Source organism: Allofournierella massiliensis (genome assembly GCF_964241245.1).
Lineage (GTDB): Bacteria > Bacillota > Clostridia > Oscillospirales > Ruminococcaceae > Allofournierella > Allofournierella massiliensis.
The window spans coordinates 19874-39518 of sequence record NZ_CAXSWZ010000030.1 but is presented as its reverse complement, the minus strand read 5'-3'; the positions used below and the strand labels follow the sequence as shown (position 1 = coordinate 39518).

The following is a 19645-nucleotide window of genomic DNA, read 5'->3' as shown; positions in this document are numbered from 1 at the left end:
CCCCGGAACCCACACCCGCACCCACGCCGGCTCCCACCCCGTCGCCCGCGCCCACGCAGGCGCCCAGCACCGGCCTTTCCATGACCTGGCCGCTGCCCGGCTACTCCAAGCTGTCCACCCATTTTGGTGAGGTGATCTACGGCAGCGCCCATTATGCCATCGACATTCCCGCCCCCCAGGGCACGCCCATTGTGGCGGCGGCGGACGGCACCGTGCTGCTGGCAGGCTGGAACTCCAGCTACGGCTACTGGGCCCTGATCAACCACTCGGACGGCATCTCCACCGTATACGCCCACATGGCCGAGGGCACGCTGGCGGTGAGCGCCGGCCAGACGGTGACAAAGGGCCAGACCATCGGCGGCGTGGGCAGCACCGGCTTTTCCTCCGGCAACCACCTGCACTTTGAGGTGCGCAAAAACGGCCAGAAGGTGGACCCGCTGAACTACGTCTCCCCCTGACCGGCCCCTTTTTCTCAAACGCAAAAGCCCCGCCCCGGAAGAGTTTCCGGGGCGGGGCTTTTCTTATTCAGGGGGAACGGCTGTCGCCAGCCTCAAATCAGTGCTTTTTGTAGCCGCACTTGGGGCATACGCCGTTCTCGTTCAGGGCGATGCCGCACAGGGGGCAGCGGTCGATGTTGTTGTGGGTCTCGAACTCGGCGCTGGCCGCATTCACGCCGCTGGTGAAGGTGATCTTGGCAATGTTCAGCTTGTCCTTCAGCAGGTCGTACACGATCTTGATCATGCCTTCCACGGTCAGGGTCTCCTTGGTCACCACCAGACGGCACTCCGGGTAGGCGGTGGCCAGCTCGGTCTGAAAGGCGGGGCCCTTCATCTGGTTCTGGGGCGCGCCATCGCGGATGCCCTGCTCCTCATACACCTTCAGCACCGCGGGCAGCAGGGGGTCATCCTGCCGCAGGATCAGCGCGTGGTCAAAGTTCTTCAGCACCTCCCAGGCGGTTTTCTGGATCTCGTTGCAGGGGAACACCATGTTCACGCCGGGTTCCACCGTGTCCTCCACTTCAATGGTCAACACGCCGGTGTGCCCGTGCAGATACTGGGCCTCGCCCTTGAAGCCATAAAAACGGTGGGCGTACTGCAGGTCTAATGTGGTGATACTTCTCATGGGATAACCTCCTTAACTGTTTTTGGAATGGATGCGGGCTTCCGCCCCGCCGGTTGGGGCTCCGGCTCTGCCGCTGGCTGAACAGCCTGAATCAAAGGACGGAAGTTATTTTCAGGAATAATTCCTGATTATATGATACCCGCTCCGCGCCCGCTTGTCAAGAACGGTTCCTGTTATTTTTGAAATTTCCTGAAAATAAGCTGTTCTGCACAAAAAATCCGCCGCTGTTTTGTTGCAAACAACGGCGGTCGGGAAGGCATGCAGAAGCGCCCGCGGGGATTTTGTCCGCCGCGGGCGCTTTGTGCTGCGTATTTGTATGTAACAATCAGAACTTCGCCAGTACCTTGCCTTCGTCCTGCCGGTCGAAGAGCACCGCGCTGATGTGATCCAGATAGATCAGGGCCAGATGCTTGCCGCTGTCGGCCTTGTAGGCCTCCTTCAGGTCGGGCATGGCCTCGTACACCGCCGCGTAGGTCTCGGGGCTGCGGTCGAAGTTCACGGTGCCCTGAATGCGCAGGAAGGTCTCCTCGCCCGTGGCCACACACAGCTCCAGATTGGTGTTGTCCAGCAGCTGCTTATAGGCTTCCTTGTCCTTGCACAGGGCCAGATAGAAGTAGCCCTTGTAGATCATGTAATGGTTCACAGGGCGCACACGGGGGCAGTAGCCCTCCACCGTGGCCAGATACATCGTGGGTCTTGCCTTTAAAAGCTCCATCAATTCATCCATCATGAATCCCTCTCTCCCAGCGTGCCCGGTCCGCTGCCCCCTGCCGGGGCCTTTGCCGCGCGGCGCAGGCCGCTTTTCTTCTATTATAGCATCCATCCCCCGGGGTGCAAGCATAAATTTATAACGGCACCACCTGGAATGATGCGGTGCCGCCTTGCAGGTTCGCGCCTGTTCCTTTCAGAAAGGCACTCACACCTCCACCACGCCGGTGTAAACGGTTTTGGCCGGGCCGGTCATCCGGATCTGCCAGTCCTCGTCCACCCGGATGGTCAGCCGCCCGCCGGGCAGATCCAGCGCAATGTCGGCCCCGGCGTCGCACAGGCGCAGCATCACCGACGCGGCCGCCGCCGCGCAGGCCCCTGTGCCGCAGGCCAGCGTCTCGCCGCTGCCCCGCTCCCACACCCGCATGGCCAGATGGTTTTTGCCCATCACCTGAATGAACTCGGTGTTCACATGCTCCGGGAAGGCGGGGTGATTTTCAAACCCGGGGCCAATGCGCTCCAGATCCAGCGCATGCACATCGTCCACCACGGTCACGCAATGGGGGTTGCCCATGGAGATGGCGGTCACCTGCCAGGGCTGGCCCTCCACCGCGATGGCCCGGTTGATCACCGGATCCGGCCCAAGACCCTTCACCGGCACCAGCGTCGGCTCGAACTCCGCCCGGCCCATTTCCACCTGCCATACGCCCTCGCCCTTGCGGGAAAGGTGCTTCACCCCCGCCAGCGTCTCGATGGTCATCTCGTCCCCGGCCACCCCGTGCTCATACAGCCACTGGGCCACGCAGCGGATGCCGTTGCCGCACATGGCGCTCTCGCTGCCGTCCGCATTGAACATGCGCATGGTGGCGTCGGCCACGTCGGAGGGGGCGATGCAGATCAGCCCGTCCGACCCGACGGAGAACCGCCGGGGGCTCAGAAGCCGGCTCAGCTCCGGCGCGTTGTCGATCATGCCCGTAAGGCAGTCCAGATAAATATAATCGTTGCCGCAGCCATGCATTTTCGTGAATTCCAGCCGCATGCCCATCGCCTCCTGTTGCGTTCGGGCACGCCGTGCGGCCCGTTGATTCTGCTTTTATTATAGCCGCATTTGGCCCGGCGCACAAGAAGCGGCTTCGTGGGCTTTTTTTGCCCGTTTTTCAGGATTTAACCCTTGACAAGGCCCCCCAGATACGCTATAAAATGTATAGTAATCTACGGTGGAACGCAACTTTTGCGCTTCGCCCCGAACAAGCCCGGCACCGGGCATAAATAAGGAGAGTTTTGGAATATGGATACTTTCGAGCGCATCCGTGAGCTTCTGGCGGAGCAGCTGGACATCGACGAGGAAAAGATCACCATGGACAGCAACATCCTGGAGGACTTCGAGGCCGACAGCCTGGACGTGGTCGATATGGTCATGAGCCTGGAGGATGAGTTCGGCGTGGAGATCCCCGACGAGGAGATCGAGAATCTGCACACCGTGGGCGATGTGGTTCGCTACGTGGAAGACAACACCTGATCCCCCCAATCACATCATGCTGCCTCCCCGGCAGGCCGGCCGGCCCGCCTGGGGGGCTTATTTTTGCCCGGGGACTCCGGGGCGACGAATAAGGAAGGAAAAAGCAAATGAGCGAGCAGAAGAAGAAACTGGTGGAGGCCATTACCCCCATCAACGAGGACTTTACCCAGTGGTACACCGACGTATGCCTGAAGGCCGAGCTGGTGGACTACTCCACCGTAAAGGGCTGCATGATCCTGCGCCCCTACGGCTACGCCATCTGGGAGAACATCACCCACATTCTGGACGGCATGTTCAAGGCCACCGGTCACGAGAACGTGGCCATGCCCATCTTCATCCCCGAAAGCCTTCTGCAGAAGGAAAAGGATCACGTGGAGGGCTTTGCCCCCGAGGTGGCCTGGGTCACCTACGGCGGCGCCGAGAAGCTGGAAGAGCGCATGTGCGTGCGCCCCACCAGCGAGACTCTGTTCTGCGACCACTTCGCCCATGTGCTGCATTCCTGGCGTGATCTGCCCATGAAGTATAACCAGTGGTGCAGCGTGGTGCGCTGGGAAAAGACCACCCGTCCCTTCCTGCGCAGCCGCGAGTTCTGGTGGCAGGAGGGCCACACCATCCACGAGACCGCCGAGGAGGCCAGGCAGGAGACCGAGCAGCAGCTGAACACCTACGCCGACTTCTGCGAGAACTACCTGATGATCCCCGTGGTGAAGGGCAAAAAGACCGATAAGGAAAAGTTTGCCGGTGCGGAAGCCACCTACACCATCGAGGCCATGATGCACGACGGCAAGGCCCTGCAGAGCGGCACCAGCCACTACTTCGGCGACGGCTTCTCCCGCGCCTTCAACGTGCAGTTCACCGGCCGTGACAACACCCTGCAGTACCCCCACCAGACCAGCTGGGGCGTATCTACCCGCCTGATCGGCGCCATCATCATGACCCACGGCGACGACGAGGGCCTGATCCTGCCTCCCGCCATCGCCCCCTTCCAGGTGGTCATCGTGCCCGTTGCCGCCCACAAGCCCGGCGTGACCGAGAAGGCCGAGGAGCTGGCCGCCCGCGTTTCCAGGTTTGCCCGCGTCAAGCTGGACAACAGCGATAACTCCCCCGGCTGGAAGTTCAGCCAGTGGGAGATGAAAGGCGTGCCCCTGCGCCTGGAGATCGGCCCCAAGGACATCGAGAAGAACCAGTGCGTGCTGGTGCGCCGCGATACCCGCGAGAAGTACTTCGTGAGCCTGGATGATCTGGAGACCGAGATTCCCCGCCTGCTGAATGAGCTGGCTCGGAACATCTACAACCGTGCGCTGGAAAACCGCGAGAACCGCACCTGGAGCGCCACCACCATGGACGAGGTCAAGGAGCTGGCCGAGAAGAACAACGGCTACATCAAGACCATGTGGTGCGGCGATCTGGCCTGCGAGGAGAAGATGAAGGAAGAGGTTGGCCTGTCCAGCCGCTGCATGCCCTTCGAGCAGGAGCACATCAGCGACGTTTGCCCCTGCTGCGGCAAGCCCGCCAACCTGATGGTCTACTGGGGCAAGGCTTACTAAGCCGCACCCTTCGCAGCCCATATTCTGCAACAACAAGCCCGCCCCCTCGGATACTTCCGAATGGGCGGGTTTTCTGTTCTGCACAAAAAACGCAGGCATTTTTCTCCTTCTCCCCGGCCCGGGTTTTGCCCCGTTTGTGCAATGAGCGGGGCCTTCGGTTCGTTTTCAGGGTAACAGGAATATTTTTTAAAATTCTTTTCCATTCTCCACACAAAGGAGGGAATCCGTATGACCCGCAGCTTGTTCCGTTTTGCCGCGCTGGCGCTCTGCGCCGGGCTGCTTTTCACCGGCTGCACCCCCGCCGCGCCCTCTGCTTCGTCGGCCCCGGCCAGCTCCGCTGCCGCCGAAAGCGATGCGCCCGCGCCCACCACCATCCCCCTGCCGGATCCGCTGCCGGAGCCGCTCCAGCCCACCGAGGAGGAGCTGGCCGCTCTGACCGACGCCATCGAGGAGCAGTTCCGGGGCGACTGGGAGCGGCCGGGCTACTATCTCTCCGCCCGGCTGGACAGCGTGCGGGTGATTCCGCCAAAGGAATGGGAGGATCTGCAGCTGCCCCTCACCAGCGGCAACACCCAGCTGGAGGGCAAAAGCTGGATGGACTGCATTGCCGACCCGGGCGGCTGCCTGCTGATGGCCCAGACCACCACCGAATACGCCCCGGAGACCATCATCGCCGGGCCCCAGTATTCCGACGGGGTGATGACCCATGTGTATCTGGCGGTGAACGGCGAAGAGGGCTGGACCATCGCAGACGATTGGCGCTATTATCAGGGCAGCGAGCCCCCCGAGCCCAGCCCCGACCCGGCCCAGGAGGAGCTGGGCCTGACCCGGAACCAGTGGGTGATGCTGCAGCATCAAACCCGGGCGCTGGCCCTTTCCGGCATCTTCCGGGATCTTGACGATCCCTTAACCGAACTGACCGCCGAGGAATGGGCCAATTACCTGTATGCCCGATCCGAGAGCTGGTTCGGCCTGGCGGAGGACGGCTCCACCGAAGCCCCCGCAGGCACCATTTTCCGGGCGGACTTCACCGACCGGATCAGCGGCGAAGACCCGCTGCCCGCCGCACTGGAAAACACAGAGGAGCCGCTGCCCGCCCCCTGTGCGGCCTGTGAGGAGATCAAAACGCTGCTGAACGCAAACCCGAACGCCATCGTGTACAGCCGCACCGGCGACGTGGTCACCGCCACGCTTACCCTGCCGCTGGAAAGCGGAACCATCGCCATGGAATACACCTTCGGCCTTGTGCCAGACGACCCCGCCCCCTTCAGCCGCACGTATCTGCAAAGCGCCCACCGGCTCTGACCGCCAGGCAGCAAAACAACAGCCCCCGGCCCTGCACAAGGCAGGCCGGGGGCTTGGCTTTTTCAGCTTTCTATCACAAAGATTTTTCCGGTGCGCTCCACCACCCGGAATCATGCGGTGTTGCCCGAAGGATTACGGAATTCCCAGTATATCATGAAAATAGGGCAGCGTAGAAAATCCATATTTTCGGGTGTATTCCCGCTGGTGCAGAGTTTTTTTGCCCGTAACATGATTCATATATGTACATACATAACGGTTCACCTGCTCCACAATCTTGGGCAGATTCGCACGCATCTCGTTGTATTCATCCTGATCCACAACTGCAGGCCGATTGCTATCCAGATATCTGGATTCCTTCACGATCACGATTTTGGAATAGTCCAGCCCGGACCGGGATGCCTTTGACCGGGCCGTTCCGGTGAACAGAAACGCATTTTTATGCCCGATGGAGGAGCGGAACGGTACACAGATAAAATACCCTTCATGGGTCTCAATCAGCAGGCAGGAATACGGCCTTCCCTGCTTGTGCATCAGCTCCGGGTAAACGGAAGCAGGATAATCCTGCATAAAATCCTGCGACAGCAAATAAAGCGATTCCAGATACTCCATAATGTCTCCTCAAAAAATCAGGGCTGACTTAAAAAGCCAGCCCTGATTTTGAAATTCTTCGCTCGGTCAATTTTATTTTACCGATGTGTCAGAACCGTCACACATCTTCTTCACCCGGTCAATTTTATTTTACCGACGAGTCAGAACCGTCACTCGTCATCTTCCAGCGAAGGGAAGAGGGCAACGCCCTTCCTCCATCTTTATTATATAGCATATACCAAAAAACCGCAAGCAATTCTTTCTGCCATTTCCTGTCTTTGTCCGTCGCTGTTATGCCTGATCCAGAATCTCATCCAGAAAACGTTCCATCTCCTCCAGGGTGCAGCCCATCCGGCCCATGGCCCGCTCTTCCTCTGCCGCCAAAAGCTGCTTCAGCAGTCTTTCCCGGCTTTCAAAACGCTCCTGTTCCATCGTCACTCTATCCCCTTTGCCTTGTGATGTCGTTTGCTTTTATTGTATGCCGCCGTCCTTTCCCCGTCAATTCAACAGCTCCAGCTCCACCCTTTTTCCTGCCAAAGTTTTTGCCTGTTTTTCGGCCAATTTGCCTATTGACAGGGTAGGTTTTTCTTTGATATGTTGGGTTCAATCTTATTTTTTTGGCAAAACGCGCCCGCATCCGGCTGTTTTCCCCCGGCAACGCGGGCCTTTTTTGCAGCTTTCGCGTAGACAAGTGTTTTCTTTTGTGCTACACTGGAACAACTTACTTTTTGAAACAGCGATTTTTTGATCTGACCATAAGGAGGGAGCAGCATGCAGCACTTATCCAAACGGGACAGCTTCTTTGTGGGCCTGACCCTGTTTTCCATGTTTTTCGGCGCCGGCAACCTGATCTTCCCGCCCTTTCTGGGCGCGCAGGCGGGCACCGACACCTGGCCGGCCATGGTGGGCTTTGCCATCAGCGCCATCGGCCTGCCCGTTCTGGGTGTGGTTGCGGTGGCCCAGTCCGGCGGGCTGCCGGTGCTGGCAGGCCGGGTGGACAAAAAGTTTGCCTGGCTGTTCACTCTGCTGATCTATGTGTCCATCGGACCGGGGCTTGCCATCCCCCGCACCGCCAGCACCTCCTTCGAGATGGCGGTTTCGCCCTTCTGGCCAAACGCTCCCCTCTGGGTGCTGTGCCTTTATTCCTTCGTATTCTTCGCGGTGGCCATGCTGGTGGCCTTCAAGCCGGAAAAGCTCACCGACCGGCTGGGCAAGGCGCTGGGGCCCATCCTGCTGGCGCTGATCTTCGTGATGGTGGTGGGCTGCTTTGTGAACGCCCCCGGCGGCTACGGTGTGCCCGGCGGCAACTACACCGGCAACGTGGTGGCCCAGGGCTTTGTGGACGGCTACCAGACCATGGACACCATCGCCGCTTTGAACTTCGGCATCATCATCGCGCTGAACATCCAGAACCGGGGCGTCACCGACGAAAAATCCGTGGTGCGGTATACCATCCGGGCGGGGTGGATCGCCGGCGCGGTGTTGCTGGTGGTGTATTCGGTGCTGGCCCACATCGGCGCGGTGAGCGGCGGCAGCTTTGAGAACTATTCCAACGGCGCGGGCGTGCTCACCAACCTGATGAGCTGGATGTACGGTCCGGCGGGCACCGCCCTGCTCGGCCTGATCTTCGTGATCGCCTGCCTGAACACCTGCATCGGCCTGTTCAGCTGCTGCAGCGAATACTTCAGCCTGCAGTGGCCCAAAATCCCCTACCGGGCCTGGGTGGTCATCTTCGCGGTGATCAGCTTCTTTGTTTCCATCGCCGGGCTGGACACCATTCTGGCCATCTCGGTGCCCATCCTGAGCGCCATCTACCCGGTGGCCATCGTGCTCATCGCGCTGGGCCTTGCCCACCGCATCACCGGCAAAGCGCCTTTGTGCTATCCGGTGGCGGTGGCCTTCACCATTCTGGTAAGCGTGCCCTGCGCGCTGGTGCAGGCAAAGCTGCTGGGCGGCCCGGTGGCAGCCTTCTTCGAGGGCCTGCCCCTGTATGCCGAGGGCCTTTCCTGGCTGCTGCCCGCCGCATTGGGCGGCATTCTGGGCGCGCTGGCCAGCTGCCTGGGTCTGGGCCGCCGCCGCAAACTCTGATTTTCTCCTCTTTATGCATTTTCTCCCCAGCATGCACAAGGCCCCCGCAGGGCAGCGGCTGTACTGCCGCCCCGCGGGGGCCTTGTGTTGTTGAGAAGAGAATAGGAGAATATTACCGTTTTGCTTACCGCAGCAGTGCGGCCAGCGCCTTTGTGTCGGGCACGTCGCCCGCGCTCTTGCCGTAGTGCACATGGGTCAGGGTCAGATCCTGCTCCATCACGAACACCGCCGGCAGCTGCAGCTCGTCGCCCTCGTAATCGCCGTGGGTAAAGCCGCCGGCCTTTGCTTTGGCGATTTTCAGCATCGTGCCCGCATCCGCCAGCCCGGCCTGACTGGCCGCGGGCCGGATGTCCAGCTGCCGGTACATCCGGGCCTCGGGGTCACACACAATGTCGAAGGGCAGATCGCCCGGCTTCAGCTGGCCCGCCAGCTTTTTCGGGTCGGACTGCAGCACCACCAGCATCTGACCGCCGGTGGCCGCAATCTGCCCGTATTCCTTCGCATAGCGGTGAATGTCGTACTGGCACAGGGTGCAGCCGTAGTAGCGCAGGAACACCAGCGCGGTACGGCCGGCCACCCGCCGGGCGGTGTCGCTGAGGGCGACGCCCGCCGCGAACGGGGTGTCATAGGTAAAATCCGGCATTTTTTCGCCGGTCTGCAGTTTTGCCATGGGTCGCCTCGCTTTTGCTCAGGCGTTGAACACGTACTTGTCCAGCCGGTCGAAGGCCTCCTGCACCCGGCTCAGGGGAAGCGCCAGGTTCATGCGCAGGTGGCAGGGGCCGTGGAACATCTTGCCGTCCTGCACGGCCACGCCCACATCCCAGCAGGCCTGCTCCAGCTCCTCGATGGTCTTGCCGTGCTCGGCGCACCACTGGGTGCAGTCCACAAACAGCATGTAGGTGCCCTGCGGCTTGGAGACCTCCACGCCCTTGAAGTGCTCCCTGATGTAGTTGCAGGCGTAGTCCACGTTGCCGGTCAGGGTCTGGCACAGCTCGTCGGTCCACTCGTAGCCCTCGGGCTTGTAAGCGCCGATCAGGGCGTGCATGCTCAGCACGTTCATGTCGTTGTAGTGGGGCAGGCTGGATTCCTTCAGCACACGGTCCCGCAGCCACTTGTTGTAGATGATGTGGTAGCTGCCCACCAGACCGGCCAGATTGAAGGTCTTGCTGGGCGCGTACACCGCAACGGTGTTTTGGCGGGCCCACTCGTTCACCATCTGGGTGGGAATGTGCTTGTTGCCGGCCAGGATGATGTCGCTCCAGATCTCGTCAGAGATGACCTTCACGTCGTATTTTTCAAACAGGGCCATGGCCTTTTCCAGCTCCCAGCGCTCCCATACGCGGCCGCAGGGGTTGTGGGGAGAACAGAACACGGTGGCGTGAATGTTCTGGGTGCGGAGCTTCTCCTCCATGTCCTCATAATCCATGCGCCACACGCCGTTTTCGTCCTTCTTCATGGGGCTGAGCACCATGTCGTAGCCGTTGTTGGTCAGGCTCATGGTGAAGCCGATGTAGGTGGGCGACTGCAGCAGCACCTTGTCGCCCTTGGAGCACACCACGTTCAGCGCGCTGATCACGCCGCCCAGAACGCCGTTTTCGTAGCCGATGCACTCGCGGGTCAGGCCGGTCACGCCGTTGCGCTTTTCATGCCAGGCGATGATCTCGTTGAAATAATCGTCGGTGGCATCAAAGTAGCCATAGGCCGGGTGCTTGGCGCGCTCGATGATGGCTTCGGGAATGGTGGGTACGGTGGGGAAGTTCATATCCGCCACCCACATGGGAATGGCATCGAAGCCTTCCTTCGGTGCACCGGGAGCAAAGCCCGGTCGGCTGCCCAGGCCGTCCACTGCGATAGCGTCCTTGCCATGCCGGTCCATGATGGAAGTGAAATCGTATTTCATGATTGATTCGACCTTTCTTTATGATAAAATTCAATAAAACATGATATGTTTTGCCTGATTTTATTTTACTCCTCGGCCGCAGTGGCTTCAACGGCCTTGCGGGCGATCTCCTGCTGCTTGTTCAGCAGAGTTTCGCGGCTGACCGCGCCGGTCTTCAAGCGAACGGCGGCAACCACCACGCACAGAGCAATGATGCCCAGGCAGACGATCATATCCCGTACAGACAGATCCACAAAGAGGTTGTAGGCAACCACCAGCGCGCACACGCTGCCCAGCACACAGATCACATTGAACACCGGTGTGGGCATGTGGTATACACTGCTCTTCCACTGCTCGGGGTATTTTTTCACCAGACCGATCAGCGAGCAGTTCAGGTAGGCGTTCATCAGCATGGCAGGGATCATCACCAGCGATACAATAGCATCCAGCGAGAAGCCCAGAATGATGGGCAGGATGGAGATAAGGTAGAAGAAGCCCTGCACCACATAAGGATAGCCGCCCTTGGTGGTCTTTTTGAAGAAGGCGGGCATCCAGCCATCCTCAGCAACCTGGATGCAGGGGTAGCGCAGCATGGCGATGCCACTGGCAAGCGAAGTGGCGATGGCGAACACCGCGCCGCCCAGAATAAAGATCACATACAGCCAGTTGGGGAAGATTTCCTGCGCAACCAGCGCCAGGCTCTGGCCGGCCACATCTTCCACCAGCAGCACGCCGGCGGCAACCACGCCCATCAGGGCATACACGATACCAACGGTCAGGGTGATGAAGATGATGGCAACGGGAATGGTGCGGCGGGGTTTCTTGGTAACTTCCATCATGGAAACCGGTGCCATGGTGGTGCCCTGGCAGGCAAAGCTCATGATGGAGATGGCCTGGATAAAGCCGACGCCGCCGTTCAAAAAGAAGGTGTCGCCGTCGAAGAAGCCGGGCTTTACCTGCGGCAGACCGAACACCACGAACAGCCCGATGGCGACCAGCAGCACGATGGTCATGATGCTGGTAATCGTGGCAAGGAACTTGGAGCCCCGGATGGTGGCCGCAAAGAACAGGGTGATGATGGCCACGGCAATGAGCGTTTTATAAGGCAGGATGGCCGGAAATACCATGGAAGCATAATCCACAATGGCCATGCCGTACATTGCCATACCAATTCCGTTCACATAGGTAAAAATACCGCTCACACCGGTGAGCATGGGGCCGAACAGCATGGCCTTCATGTCGTAGTCGCCGCCGGGCAGCACAAACATGGAGCTCATCAGCGGCTGATACAGGTAGGCCAGCAGCATGTAAAAACAGCCGATCAGCACTGCCAGAAAGATGGAGTGGCCGGTGAATCCGATGCCCAGGCCCATCATCACGAAAATGCCGGAACCGATGGCACCGCCCACGTCCAGGCTGTAAATGTCAAACATTCCCAGTTTTTTGGTTTCCTTTTGCATACATGTTCTCCCTTCTTGAATTCTTTTCCCCTTCTGATCCGCGTCCACCAGCGATCGATCACTCCGGGCGGCGCTTCGCTTGTTTTTAAATCTGGCAAATTTGCGCAACTTTCATTAAGCCGCTTCATTCTTAAGCAACTTAATCATTCAGTGGCTTCAGGATAGTTCATTTCACACAGTTCGTCAAGAGTTTATGTGGATTTTTCGCGCAATTATGCCCAATTCCGCGAATAAAACAAAAAGGGGCAGGCACTTTTGTAGCAACTGTACAACAGAATTCCTCCTTCTGTTCGCGTATAAAAACACCTCTGCACCTGTCTGCATCCCTGAAATCACTTTTCCTGTGCCGGTTTCGCTTTGCTCTGCGGTTACATTTCCTGCTTCATAATGCGTTTCCCTTCCGATGAAAAAATCCGGAAATTTTCAGTGATTCAGCGGCACAGGGCTGTTTTCCCTGTGCGGTCGTCCACACAAAAAAACGGGGTACTGCACAGCCCCGACCGACCGGAACCCATGCAGCACCCCATTGTGCCGTTTGCCGGATATGAAAACAACTTCCTCTGCCTGCGGAATAAAAAACAAAGGCACTTTGCGGAAACTTTCTCCGTCAAAGTGCCTTTGCTGCCCCTATTCTATTCCTGACCGGAAAGGAAGTCAACAATTAATTTACTAAATTATTAAGATAATTCAATAAAACGTTGAATGAAACAAAAATTCCGCACACAGCCTCCCCTTCCTCAGAAAAAATGACCACGCAAATTCTCTGGTGCCGAAGGCTTTGCCTCCTCTTCAAGGCGAACGATTTGCCCGGTCTGCGCCAAAAACAGGCGGACACGTCTGCCGCATCCGCCTGTGAATCGAAACAGCGCTTCTGTTCAGGTAAAATGTTCCCGGCTGCGGCGCACATCGTCGGCGTAGGCCTCGTTGATGCGCTTTTGCACCCGCAGATAGAGCGCCAGCTCCTCCTCGGTGAATTCCGCCATCCGGTCGAAGGTGCGCTGCTGGCAGTCGGCGCTGAAGGCGGAGTGGTCCCGATACAGCGCCTGCCCGCTCTCGGTCAGGCGCAGCATGTACTGGCGGTTGTTGGCGGTGTTGCGCAGCTGCTCCACCAGCCCCTTCTCCCGCAGCTTGCGCAGCGTCTGGGAGCAGGCGCTGGGCGTCTTGCGCAGCACCTTGGCCAGATCCGCGGCGGTGATGCCCGGATACAGGGCAATCAGGTCAATCATGTGGGCCTCCGCCTGATACAGCATGCACTCGCCGTAGCGGTGGGGCATGGCGTCGTATTCGCACATCAGGTCATAGGCTTCGTTCTGCAGGTTCCACACCTGGTTCAGCAATTCGCCGCGCTTTTGTTCCACAACCGTTTCCTCCGCCTTTCGTTTTTTTGCCGCCGGGCGGCTTCATGGCTGCCCGGTCAGGTCCCGCACCACCTTGCCGGCGATGATCAGGCCCGCGGCCCCCGGCACAAAGCTCACGCTGCCGGGGGTCTGCTTTTTGGGGTTGCCTGCCCGAACCGCCGCGCCCGGCACCTCCGCCGGGCCGTCCAGCTGCTTCGGGGTGAGGGCGGGTTCGGTGGAATACACCACCGGAATGTTTTTGTACCCTCTTGCCCGGCACTCCCGGCGCATCACCCGGGCCAGCGGGCAGGCTGTGGTCTTTTCGAGGGTGGTCAACTCCAGCAGCTCCGGATGCAGCTTGTTGCCGGTGCCCATGCTGGAAATCACCGGCACCCCGGCGGCCAGCGCCCGGCCGATGATCTCCAGCTTGGCGGTCACGGTGTCCACCGCGTCCACCACATAGCTGGCCCCTTCAAAGGAAATCTGATCGGCGGTGTCCGGCATGTAGAACAGCGCCACCGGCTCCACCCGGCAGTCCGGGTTGATGGCCCGGATGCGCTGGGCGGCCACCTCCACCTTGCTGCGGCCCACCGTGTCGGTGAGGGCGATCAGCTGGCGGTTGCGGTTGGATTCGGCAATGGTGTCGTCGTCCACCAGCGTAAGCCGGCCGACGCCGGCGCGGGCAAGGGCCTCGGCCACATAGCCGCCCACGCCCCCCACGCCGAACAGGATCACATGGGCGGCGTGCAGGGCGTTCACGCCCTCCTCGCCCAGCAGAAGGGCAGTGCGCCGTTCAAAGGGTGCGATGCTCATGGGTGTTGGTTCTCCTTTTGGGTTCATGCGTTTCGGCCCCGGGGGCCGGGCCGCGCTCAGCGGTCAAAGGTCATTTCCAGGGTGGTGTTCCAGCTCTCGCCGGCAGCCAGCGCCGCGGCGCAGGGCTTTTCGTTCCAGTCGCCGCCGAAGGTCTCGGTATCCGGCAGGCTGTGCCAGGGCTCGATGCACACAAAGTGCAGGTTCGGGTTGCCGGGCGCGCTCCAGATCAGGGTGTAGGCAAAGCCCTCCAGACCAACGGTGATGCGGCGGCCGGTGTCCTTCTCCACCACGCTCAGGGTCTTGGCGGTCAGCTGGCTCATGCAGGTGGAGTCATGGTCGAACATCCGGTCGTCCAGTGCGATCACATCGCTGTTCTCCATCATCACCCGGGTCTCGCCGGTGACAAGGCCGCTGGTGGCGCCGGTCTCGATGACCACCGGGGTCTGGGGCGCGTCAAAGCGCAGCTCGTAGTCGGTGGTGGTGTGTTTGTCGTCGAAGGGCAGCGCGAAGCCGGGATGGAAGCCGAAGCCGAAGCGCAGCTCTCTGTCGCCGGTGTTGGTCACGGTGATGGTCTGGCGCAGGGTGCGGCCGTCCAGCACGAAGGCGCTTTCCAGCGCAAAGTCCCGGGGCAGCTTTTTGCGGGTCTCCTCATTGGCGCGCAGCACAAAGCGCATGGCGCCGTTTTCCGCGCCCACAAACTCGTGCTCGAAGTCCCGGCCAAAGCCGTGCTGGCCGCCCTCCCAGGTCTGGCCGTCCAGGGTGTAGTGGCCGCCGCTGAGCTTGCCGCAGTAGGGGAACAGGATGGGCGCGCGGCGGGGCCACACATCCTTCTGGCCGTCCCACATCATCTCGGCGCCGGTGGCCTTGTCCACCACGCTCACCAGCTCGGCACCTTTGGTCTCCACGGTCACGGTCAAAAATTCATTTTCGATGGTATGTCGCATAAAAACGCTACCCCTTTCTTTTTATAAAAGACGTTACCTAAAGTATAGTACACCCGGGCCAAAATTCCAAGAGTATCACGGCACACCGGTGCGGAATAGGGTAGGTGCAAGGCGGGCGCTTCCCGGCCCGCACCCGATCCGCTGAACGAACGAAAGGAGTTTTGCCTCATGATGAACGGCTGCCTTCTGGTCCAGAGCTACGCCGCCCGCCAGAGCGCCCCGGTCCCCGGCGTGACCGTGACGATACGCGGCGAGGGCCATGCGCCTGTGACCCTGACCACCGATGAAACCGGCACCGCGCCGGTGATTCAGCTGCCCGCGCCGGACAAGGCGCTCAGCCTGGACGAAGCCAACACCCAGCAGCCCTACAGCCTGTGGGACGTGACCGCAGAAAAGGAGGGCTACCAGACCGTGACCATGCAGGGGGTGCAGGTGTTCGCCTGCCAGACCGCCCTGATTCTGCTGGAGATGCTGCCCGCCCAGCGGCTGGGCGCGCCCCAGCCAAAGCCGGAGAGCTTCGACATTCCGCCCCATTCCCTCTACCGGCCCCAGGGGCCCTCCAGCGTGGCCCCGGCCCAAAACTGCCCGGCTCCGCTGGTGCTGGCCACCCCCATCGTGCCCACCACCATCACGGTGCATCTGGGCAAGCCCAAGGAAAGCGCCCGCAATGTAACGGTGAGCTTCCGGCATTACATCGCCAACGTGGCCTCCAGCGAGGTCTACCCCACCTGGCCGGGCGTGACCAAACCCGCAAATTTATTTTTCACTCCAGCAAAAACTCATCCCTGTTTTTTGGCGAATATTGCATCTTTATAGAGATCAAAGTTCATTGACACTGGAATTTGTTTTTTGTATCATAAAAGCAGACGGAGGTGATTCCCTTGATGCTAAAATCTCTCACCGTGGGTGGTTTCAAAAATCTGCGCACGACCAGGCTGCGTTTTGATCATCCCTCCATCGCGGTGATCTCCCCAAACAACTACGGAAAGAGTAACCTTCTGGAGGCGCTTGATTTCGCCACCGATTTTATTTCCGCCAGCCCCAAGCAGCGCGCCAACATGATGAGCTGGGTCGATGCCATTCCATTAACCCCGGAGCTGGCCAACGAGCCCTTCTCCTTCGAAATGGAACTGGATGCACCGGAACTGGGCGAATACCGCTTTATTCATTACGGTTTTTCCTTCTTATGGTATCGGGATGATAAGACCGGCCAGCAAATCGTTGACGAAACGCTGGAAATGCGCCCCACCGAAAGTGTGCGTTATACCAGCTATTTAAAACGCTCCCTGGGCAAATACCGGAAAGGCAAGTCCACCAATGCGTTCCGCAGCATTGTTCTGGAGCCTTCGGTTCTGGCTTTGGACCTTCTCTTTTCTGTGGACGATCTGGAATACGGCCCAGCCGTTCAATGCATCCGCCTGTTTGAATACCGGGTATGCAGCACGCTGGATGTACGCAACCAGTTTCAGCCCATTCCGTTTCGCATTGCAGACGAAGACGACTCTCATATTCGTTTTGACGATGAAGACATTCCCCGCGCGCTGTACCAGCTGCGGGAGCTGTATCCGGACCGGTATCTTGCCTTTGAGGATGCGGTGTATTCCCTGTTTCCGGAGTTCACCTCCATTCACATCCACGCCCATGAACTTTCCCTTTCCGCAAACGACCGCAGTCTGTTTTCCATGGTCGAAAATGCGCAGGCAAACCCGGTCCCCTTCCATTTAAAAGACAAGGTCTATCGCGTCACACTCACCAGTGAATATCTGAACCAGCCGGTCAATCTTTCTGCGATGTCCACCGGAACCAAACGGATCTTCTGGCTGCTGACCAATATTTTTATCGCAAGCTGTAATCAGGTTTCCTGCATTGGTGTGGAGGAACTGGAAACCAGTATCCATCCCCGCATGCTGAAAGAGCTGCTGGAAATCATATCTGACACTTTGGAACAGACCTGTCTGATCATTTCCAGCCATTCTCCCTACCTTGTTCAGTATCTGAAACCGGACCAACTGTATGCAGGCGGGTGCCCGCAGCCCGGAATTGCACAGTTTTTCCAGATTTCTCCCGGCAAGGTCAAAAAACTCATTGCCGCCGCCCGTGTTTACGGCTTGTCCGTAGGGGAATATCTGTTCGAACTGATGTGCGGCCCTGAATCCTCCATGAACCTGCTGCGCAACTATCTGGAGGATGTGTGATGGATCAGGAATTTGAACAGGGCTTTGCCCTGATTATGGAAGCGGATACGGAGTACCAGTTTTATCAGGCGCTGTTTCTCCATTACGGCAGAAAGCACCCGGAATGCAGCATTGAGTGCTTAAACGACCCCGTCACCTTTGAGCCCTATTATATTGTTCACGGTTCCTTTGGAAAGCGCATTGTGCGTTTGAACGCCGTGGGAACCATCACACAGATTCACAACTCTGCAAGCTGGTTTTCCAATCGCTGCCTTTCCGGTCACCCGCAGGCAAAAAACTGGACGGTTTTTCTTTGCTATGATATGGACGATTATTCCAGCGATGTGAGCAAATTTTACGAGGGTGACTGGGCGCAATTCCGCAGCCAGCTTTCTCTGCTCGGCGTTCAGACCGTAATTGATCTGGCCGCCAGCGCGGATATAGAGGATATTTTCTGTTGGATCTGGATGGGATCAGTCGATACATGGAGCTGTCTCAGCCCCTGACCTCTGCCGACATCCCTTCCGGCCGAAAGGGGGCCGCCCGGCTCAAGCGCCTGTTCGCAGCCCAGCGCAGCAAACAGGCGACCCGCAAAGCCTACCACAAGGGGGAACGCTCCCGCGCTCTGATTGACTGTCTGGATCTGGATCGAATCATCACACAAAATCTGCTCCCTCTTTTTCAGCTGGAACAGATTTTTCTGTGATACAAGTTGCAGTTAATGCCTTTCAAAAGTGAAACTCATTTTTATTTTGGCGTTTTTTTCACCCGTTTTAAAAATGAGTTTCACTTTTTTTGCATCTTAAAAAAGCGCCTTTTGTTAGCCGGCGTTTTTCAAACAACGGATTTTTTCCTGAAATGTGATATACTAACCTTAACGAAACATCCCCCCAAGACCGCGGCCAACGCCGCAAGGAGACTATTCTTATGTGCACAAGCATCGCTTTTTCCGCACCCTATCCGCTGTTCGGCCGCAATCTGGATCTGCAAACGCCCTTCGGCCAGCAGGTGGTGGCAACGCCCCGCTCCTTCGCCTTCCACTTCCACCGCCGCCCGGCGATGGCCCACCATCTGGCCATGATCGGCATGGCCACCGTGGCCGGGGGCGTGCCCCTGTACGCCGAGGCCATGAACGAGTCCGGGCTGTACATGGCCGGGCTGAACTTCCCCGGCAACGCCTACTACACTCCCGCCGAACAGGCCGCGCCGGACGCGGTGGCCCCCTATGAGCTGATTCCGCTGGTGCTGGGCAGCTGCCGCACCCTGAAGGAAGCCCGCGCCATGCTGGAGGGCATCGACCTGCTGGGCATCCCCTTCGCGCCGGGTTATCCGCTGGCCCCGCTGCACTGGCACATTGCCGACGGCACCGGCGCGCTGGTGCTGGAGGTCACCGCCGAGGGCTCCCGCCTTTACGAGGACCCGGTGGGCGTGCTCACCAACAACCCGCCCTTCCCGGTGCAGCTGGCCAACCTGACCGGCTACCAGACCCTTTCCGCCGCGCCGCCGGAAAACCGCTTTGCCCCCGGCGTTCCCCTCACCCCCTACGGGCAGGGCATGGGCGCCATCGGCCTGCCGGGCGACTGCTCCCCCATGGGGCGGTTCGTGCGGGCGGCCTTCCTGAAATGCAACTCGGTGCACGCCGCCGGTGACGACGCGGTGAACCAGTTCTTCCACATTCTGGACGCGGTGGCCATGGTGCGGGGCAGCGTGATCACCCCGGAGGGCAAGCCGGACATGACCCTTTACTCCTGCTGCGCCGACCCGGCCCGGGGCGTCTACTACTTCAAGACCTACGACAACAGCCGCATCCACGCGGTAAGCCTGCTGCGGGCCCCGCTGGAGGCCAACACCCTGTGCTGCTGGCCGCTGCCCGGCGGCCACGGCTTCGAAGCCCTGAACTGAACGCATCCCCTTTCCCCCTGACCTTCGGGTCAGGGGGATTTTTTCTGCCTTTTGGGGCTTTTTTCGCGCAGAATCCAAAACCGTTGTTTGGCAAACCGTTTTGCGCCCCCATTCAGCGTATGATGAATACAGGTCGAAGGCGATGTGCCTTGCCGGTTTTCCCTTTCCTGCAAACGCTGTGCGCTGCTGCAAACGGGCAAGCAGGCCCGGGTTCTCCCGCTTTTTGTACCATCCATTTTCTTTTTACCGCCGGGACGGG

At 59.3% G+C, this 19645-nt stretch carries 21 protein-coding genes; 10 read left to right on the top strand and 11 right to left on the bottom strand.

The window, feature by feature from the left end; genetic code table 11:
* A partial coding sequence (locus ACESYO_RS13695) for a M23 family metallopeptidase (protein ID WP_373211301.1) occupies positions 1-458 on the top strand: 458 nt, incomplete at its 5' end.
* Between the two features lie 97 nt (positions 459-555).
* Here ACESYO_RS13695 and ACESYO_RS13690 read toward each other — a convergent pair.
* From ACESYO_RS13690 to dapF, 3 genes are all read right to left on the bottom strand, one after another.
* Positions 556-1122, bottom strand: a complete 567-nt coding sequence (locus ACESYO_RS13690) for a 6-pyruvoyl trahydropterin synthase family protein (RefSeq protein ID WP_058964110.1) — start codon at positions 1120-1122, stop codon at positions 556-558.
* Positions 1123-1447: 325 nt separating this feature from the next.
* The gene (locus ACESYO_RS13685) at positions 1448-1852 is read right to left on the bottom strand and encodes a pyridoxamine 5'-phosphate oxidase family protein (RefSeq protein ID WP_087183033.1); all 405 of its coding nucleotides are present in this window, start codon (positions 1850-1852) and stop codon (positions 1448-1450) included.
* A 186-nt stretch (positions 1853-2038) separates the two neighbouring features.
* Positions 2039-2869 (bottom strand): diaminopimelate epimerase, encoded by an 831-nt coding sequence (dapF, locus tag ACESYO_RS13680; protein WP_373210388.1) that lies wholly within the window; start codon positions 2867-2869, stop codon positions 2039-2041.
* A 249-nt stretch (positions 2870-3118) separates the two neighbouring features.
* Here dapF and acpP point away from each other — a divergent pair, with 249 nt between their 5' ends.
* The 3 genes from acpP to ACESYO_RS13665 all read left to right on the top strand — a co-directional run bounded on the left by acpP (position 3119) and on the right by ACESYO_RS13665 (position 6201).
* The gene (gene acpP / locus ACESYO_RS13675; protein ID WP_058964107.1) at positions 3119-3349 is read left to right on the top strand and encodes an acyl carrier protein; all 231 of its coding nucleotides are present in this window, start codon (positions 3119-3121) and stop codon (positions 3347-3349) included.
* A gap of 107 nt (positions 3350-3456) precedes the next feature.
* Positions 3457-4896 carry a proline--tRNA ligase gene (gene proS, locus ACESYO_RS13670; protein ID WP_058964106.1) on the top strand — a complete coding sequence of 480 codons (1440 nt, stop codon included), beginning with the start codon at positions 3457-3459 and terminating at the stop codon, positions 4894-4896.
* 228 nt (positions 4897-5124) lie between these two features.
* Positions 5125-6201 (top strand): hypothetical protein, encoded by a 1077-nt coding sequence (locus ACESYO_RS13665; RefSeq protein WP_373210389.1) that lies wholly within the window; start codon positions 5125-5127, stop codon positions 6199-6201.
* 132 nt (positions 6202-6333) lie between these two features.
* Here ACESYO_RS13665 and tenpIN read toward each other — a convergent pair whose 3' ends face one another.
* The gene (tenpIN, locus tag ACESYO_RS13660; protein ID WP_283129072.1) at positions 6334-6810 is read right to left on the bottom strand and encodes a type III toxin-antitoxin system TenpIN family toxin; all 477 of its coding nucleotides are present in this window, start codon (positions 6808-6810) and stop codon (positions 6334-6336) included.
* A 270-nt stretch (positions 6811-7080) separates the two neighbouring features.
* Complete coding sequence (locus ACESYO_RS13655; protein ID WP_373211299.1) at positions 7081-7227, bottom strand: hypothetical protein; 147 nt, start codon at positions 7225-7227, stop codon at positions 7081-7083.
* Between the two features lie 333 nt (positions 7228-7560).
* Here ACESYO_RS13655 and brnQ point away from each other — a divergent pair, with 333 nt between their 5' ends.
* The gene (gene brnQ, locus ACESYO_RS13650) at positions 7561-8877 is read left to right on the top strand and encodes a branched-chain amino acid transport system II carrier protein (RefSeq protein ID WP_346671736.1); all 1317 of its coding nucleotides are present in this window, start codon (positions 7561-7563) and stop codon (positions 8875-8877) included.
* Positions 8878-9001: 124 nt separating this feature from the next.
* Here the strand turns inward: brnQ and ACESYO_RS13645 are convergent, their stop codons facing one another.
* The 6 genes from ACESYO_RS13645 to ACESYO_RS13620 all read right to left on the bottom strand — a co-directional run bounded on the left by ACESYO_RS13645 (position 9002) and on the right by ACESYO_RS13620 (position 15310).
* A complete protein-coding gene (locus ACESYO_RS13645) occupies positions 9002-9547 on the bottom strand; it encodes a redoxin domain-containing protein (protein WP_346671735.1) in 546 nt (181 codons plus the stop codon).
* An 18-nt stretch (positions 9548-9565) separates the two neighbouring features.
* Positions 9566-10777, bottom strand: a complete 1212-nt coding sequence (locus tag ACESYO_RS13640; protein WP_058964100.1) for a MalY/PatB family protein — start codon at positions 10775-10777, stop codon at positions 9566-9568.
* Positions 10778-10842: 65 nt separating this feature from the next.
* Positions 10843-12216 carry an APC family permease gene (locus ACESYO_RS13635; RefSeq protein WP_373210392.1) on the bottom strand — a complete coding sequence of 458 codons (1374 nt, stop codon included), beginning with the start codon at positions 12214-12216 and terminating at the stop codon, positions 10843-10845.
* Between the two features lie 875 nt (positions 12217-13091).
* Positions 13092-13574 (bottom strand): MarR family winged helix-turn-helix transcriptional regulator, encoded by a 483-nt coding sequence (locus ACESYO_RS13630; protein ID WP_058964098.1) that lies wholly within the window; start codon positions 13572-13574, stop codon positions 13092-13094.
* Positions 13575-13616: 42 nt separating this feature from the next.
* Positions 13617-14366, bottom strand: a complete 750-nt coding sequence (locus ACESYO_RS13625; RefSeq protein WP_058964097.1) for a tRNA threonylcarbamoyladenosine dehydratase — start codon at positions 14364-14366, stop codon at positions 13617-13619.
* A gap of 56 nt (positions 14367-14422) precedes the next feature.
* Positions 14423-15310, bottom strand: a complete 888-nt coding sequence (locus ACESYO_RS13620) for an aldose 1-epimerase family protein (RefSeq protein ID WP_373210393.1) — start codon at positions 15308-15310, stop codon at positions 14423-14425.
* A gap of 168 nt (positions 15311-15478) precedes the next feature.
* Between ACESYO_RS13620 and ACESYO_RS13615 the strand changes: the two genes are divergently transcribed.
* The 5 genes from ACESYO_RS13615 (at position 15479) to bsh (ending at position 19386) form a co-directional block, all read left to right on the top strand.
* On the top strand, positions 15479-16126 hold the full coding sequence (locus ACESYO_RS13615; RefSeq protein WP_283128390.1) for a carboxypeptidase-like regulatory domain-containing protein: 648 nt from the start codon (positions 15479-15481) through the stop codon (positions 16124-16126).
* Between the two features lie 68 nt (positions 16127-16194).
* Positions 16195-17505, top strand: coding sequence for an AAA family ATPase (locus ACESYO_RS13610; protein WP_373210416.1), 1311 nt, complete (start codon positions 16195-16197; stop codon positions 17503-17505).
* Positions 17505-17990 carry a hypothetical protein gene (locus tag ACESYO_RS13605; protein ID WP_373210396.1) on the top strand — a complete coding sequence of 162 codons (486 nt, stop codon included), beginning with the start codon at positions 17505-17507 and terminating at the stop codon, positions 17988-17990. Before ACESYO_RS13610 ends, ACESYO_RS13605 begins: the two co-directional genes overlap by 1 nt.
* Positions 17969-18190, top strand: a complete 222-nt coding sequence (locus ACESYO_RS13600; protein WP_373210397.1) for a hypothetical protein — start codon at positions 17969-17971, stop codon at positions 18188-18190. The genes ACESYO_RS13605 and ACESYO_RS13600 overlap by 22 nt, the downstream gene beginning before the upstream one ends.
* 221 nt (positions 18191-18411) lie before the next feature.
* Complete coding sequence (gene bsh, locus ACESYO_RS13595) at positions 18412-19386, top strand: choloylglycine hydrolase (protein ID WP_373210398.1); 975 nt, start codon at positions 18412-18414, stop codon at positions 19384-19386.
* Positions 19387-19645 lie beyond the last annotated feature (259 nt).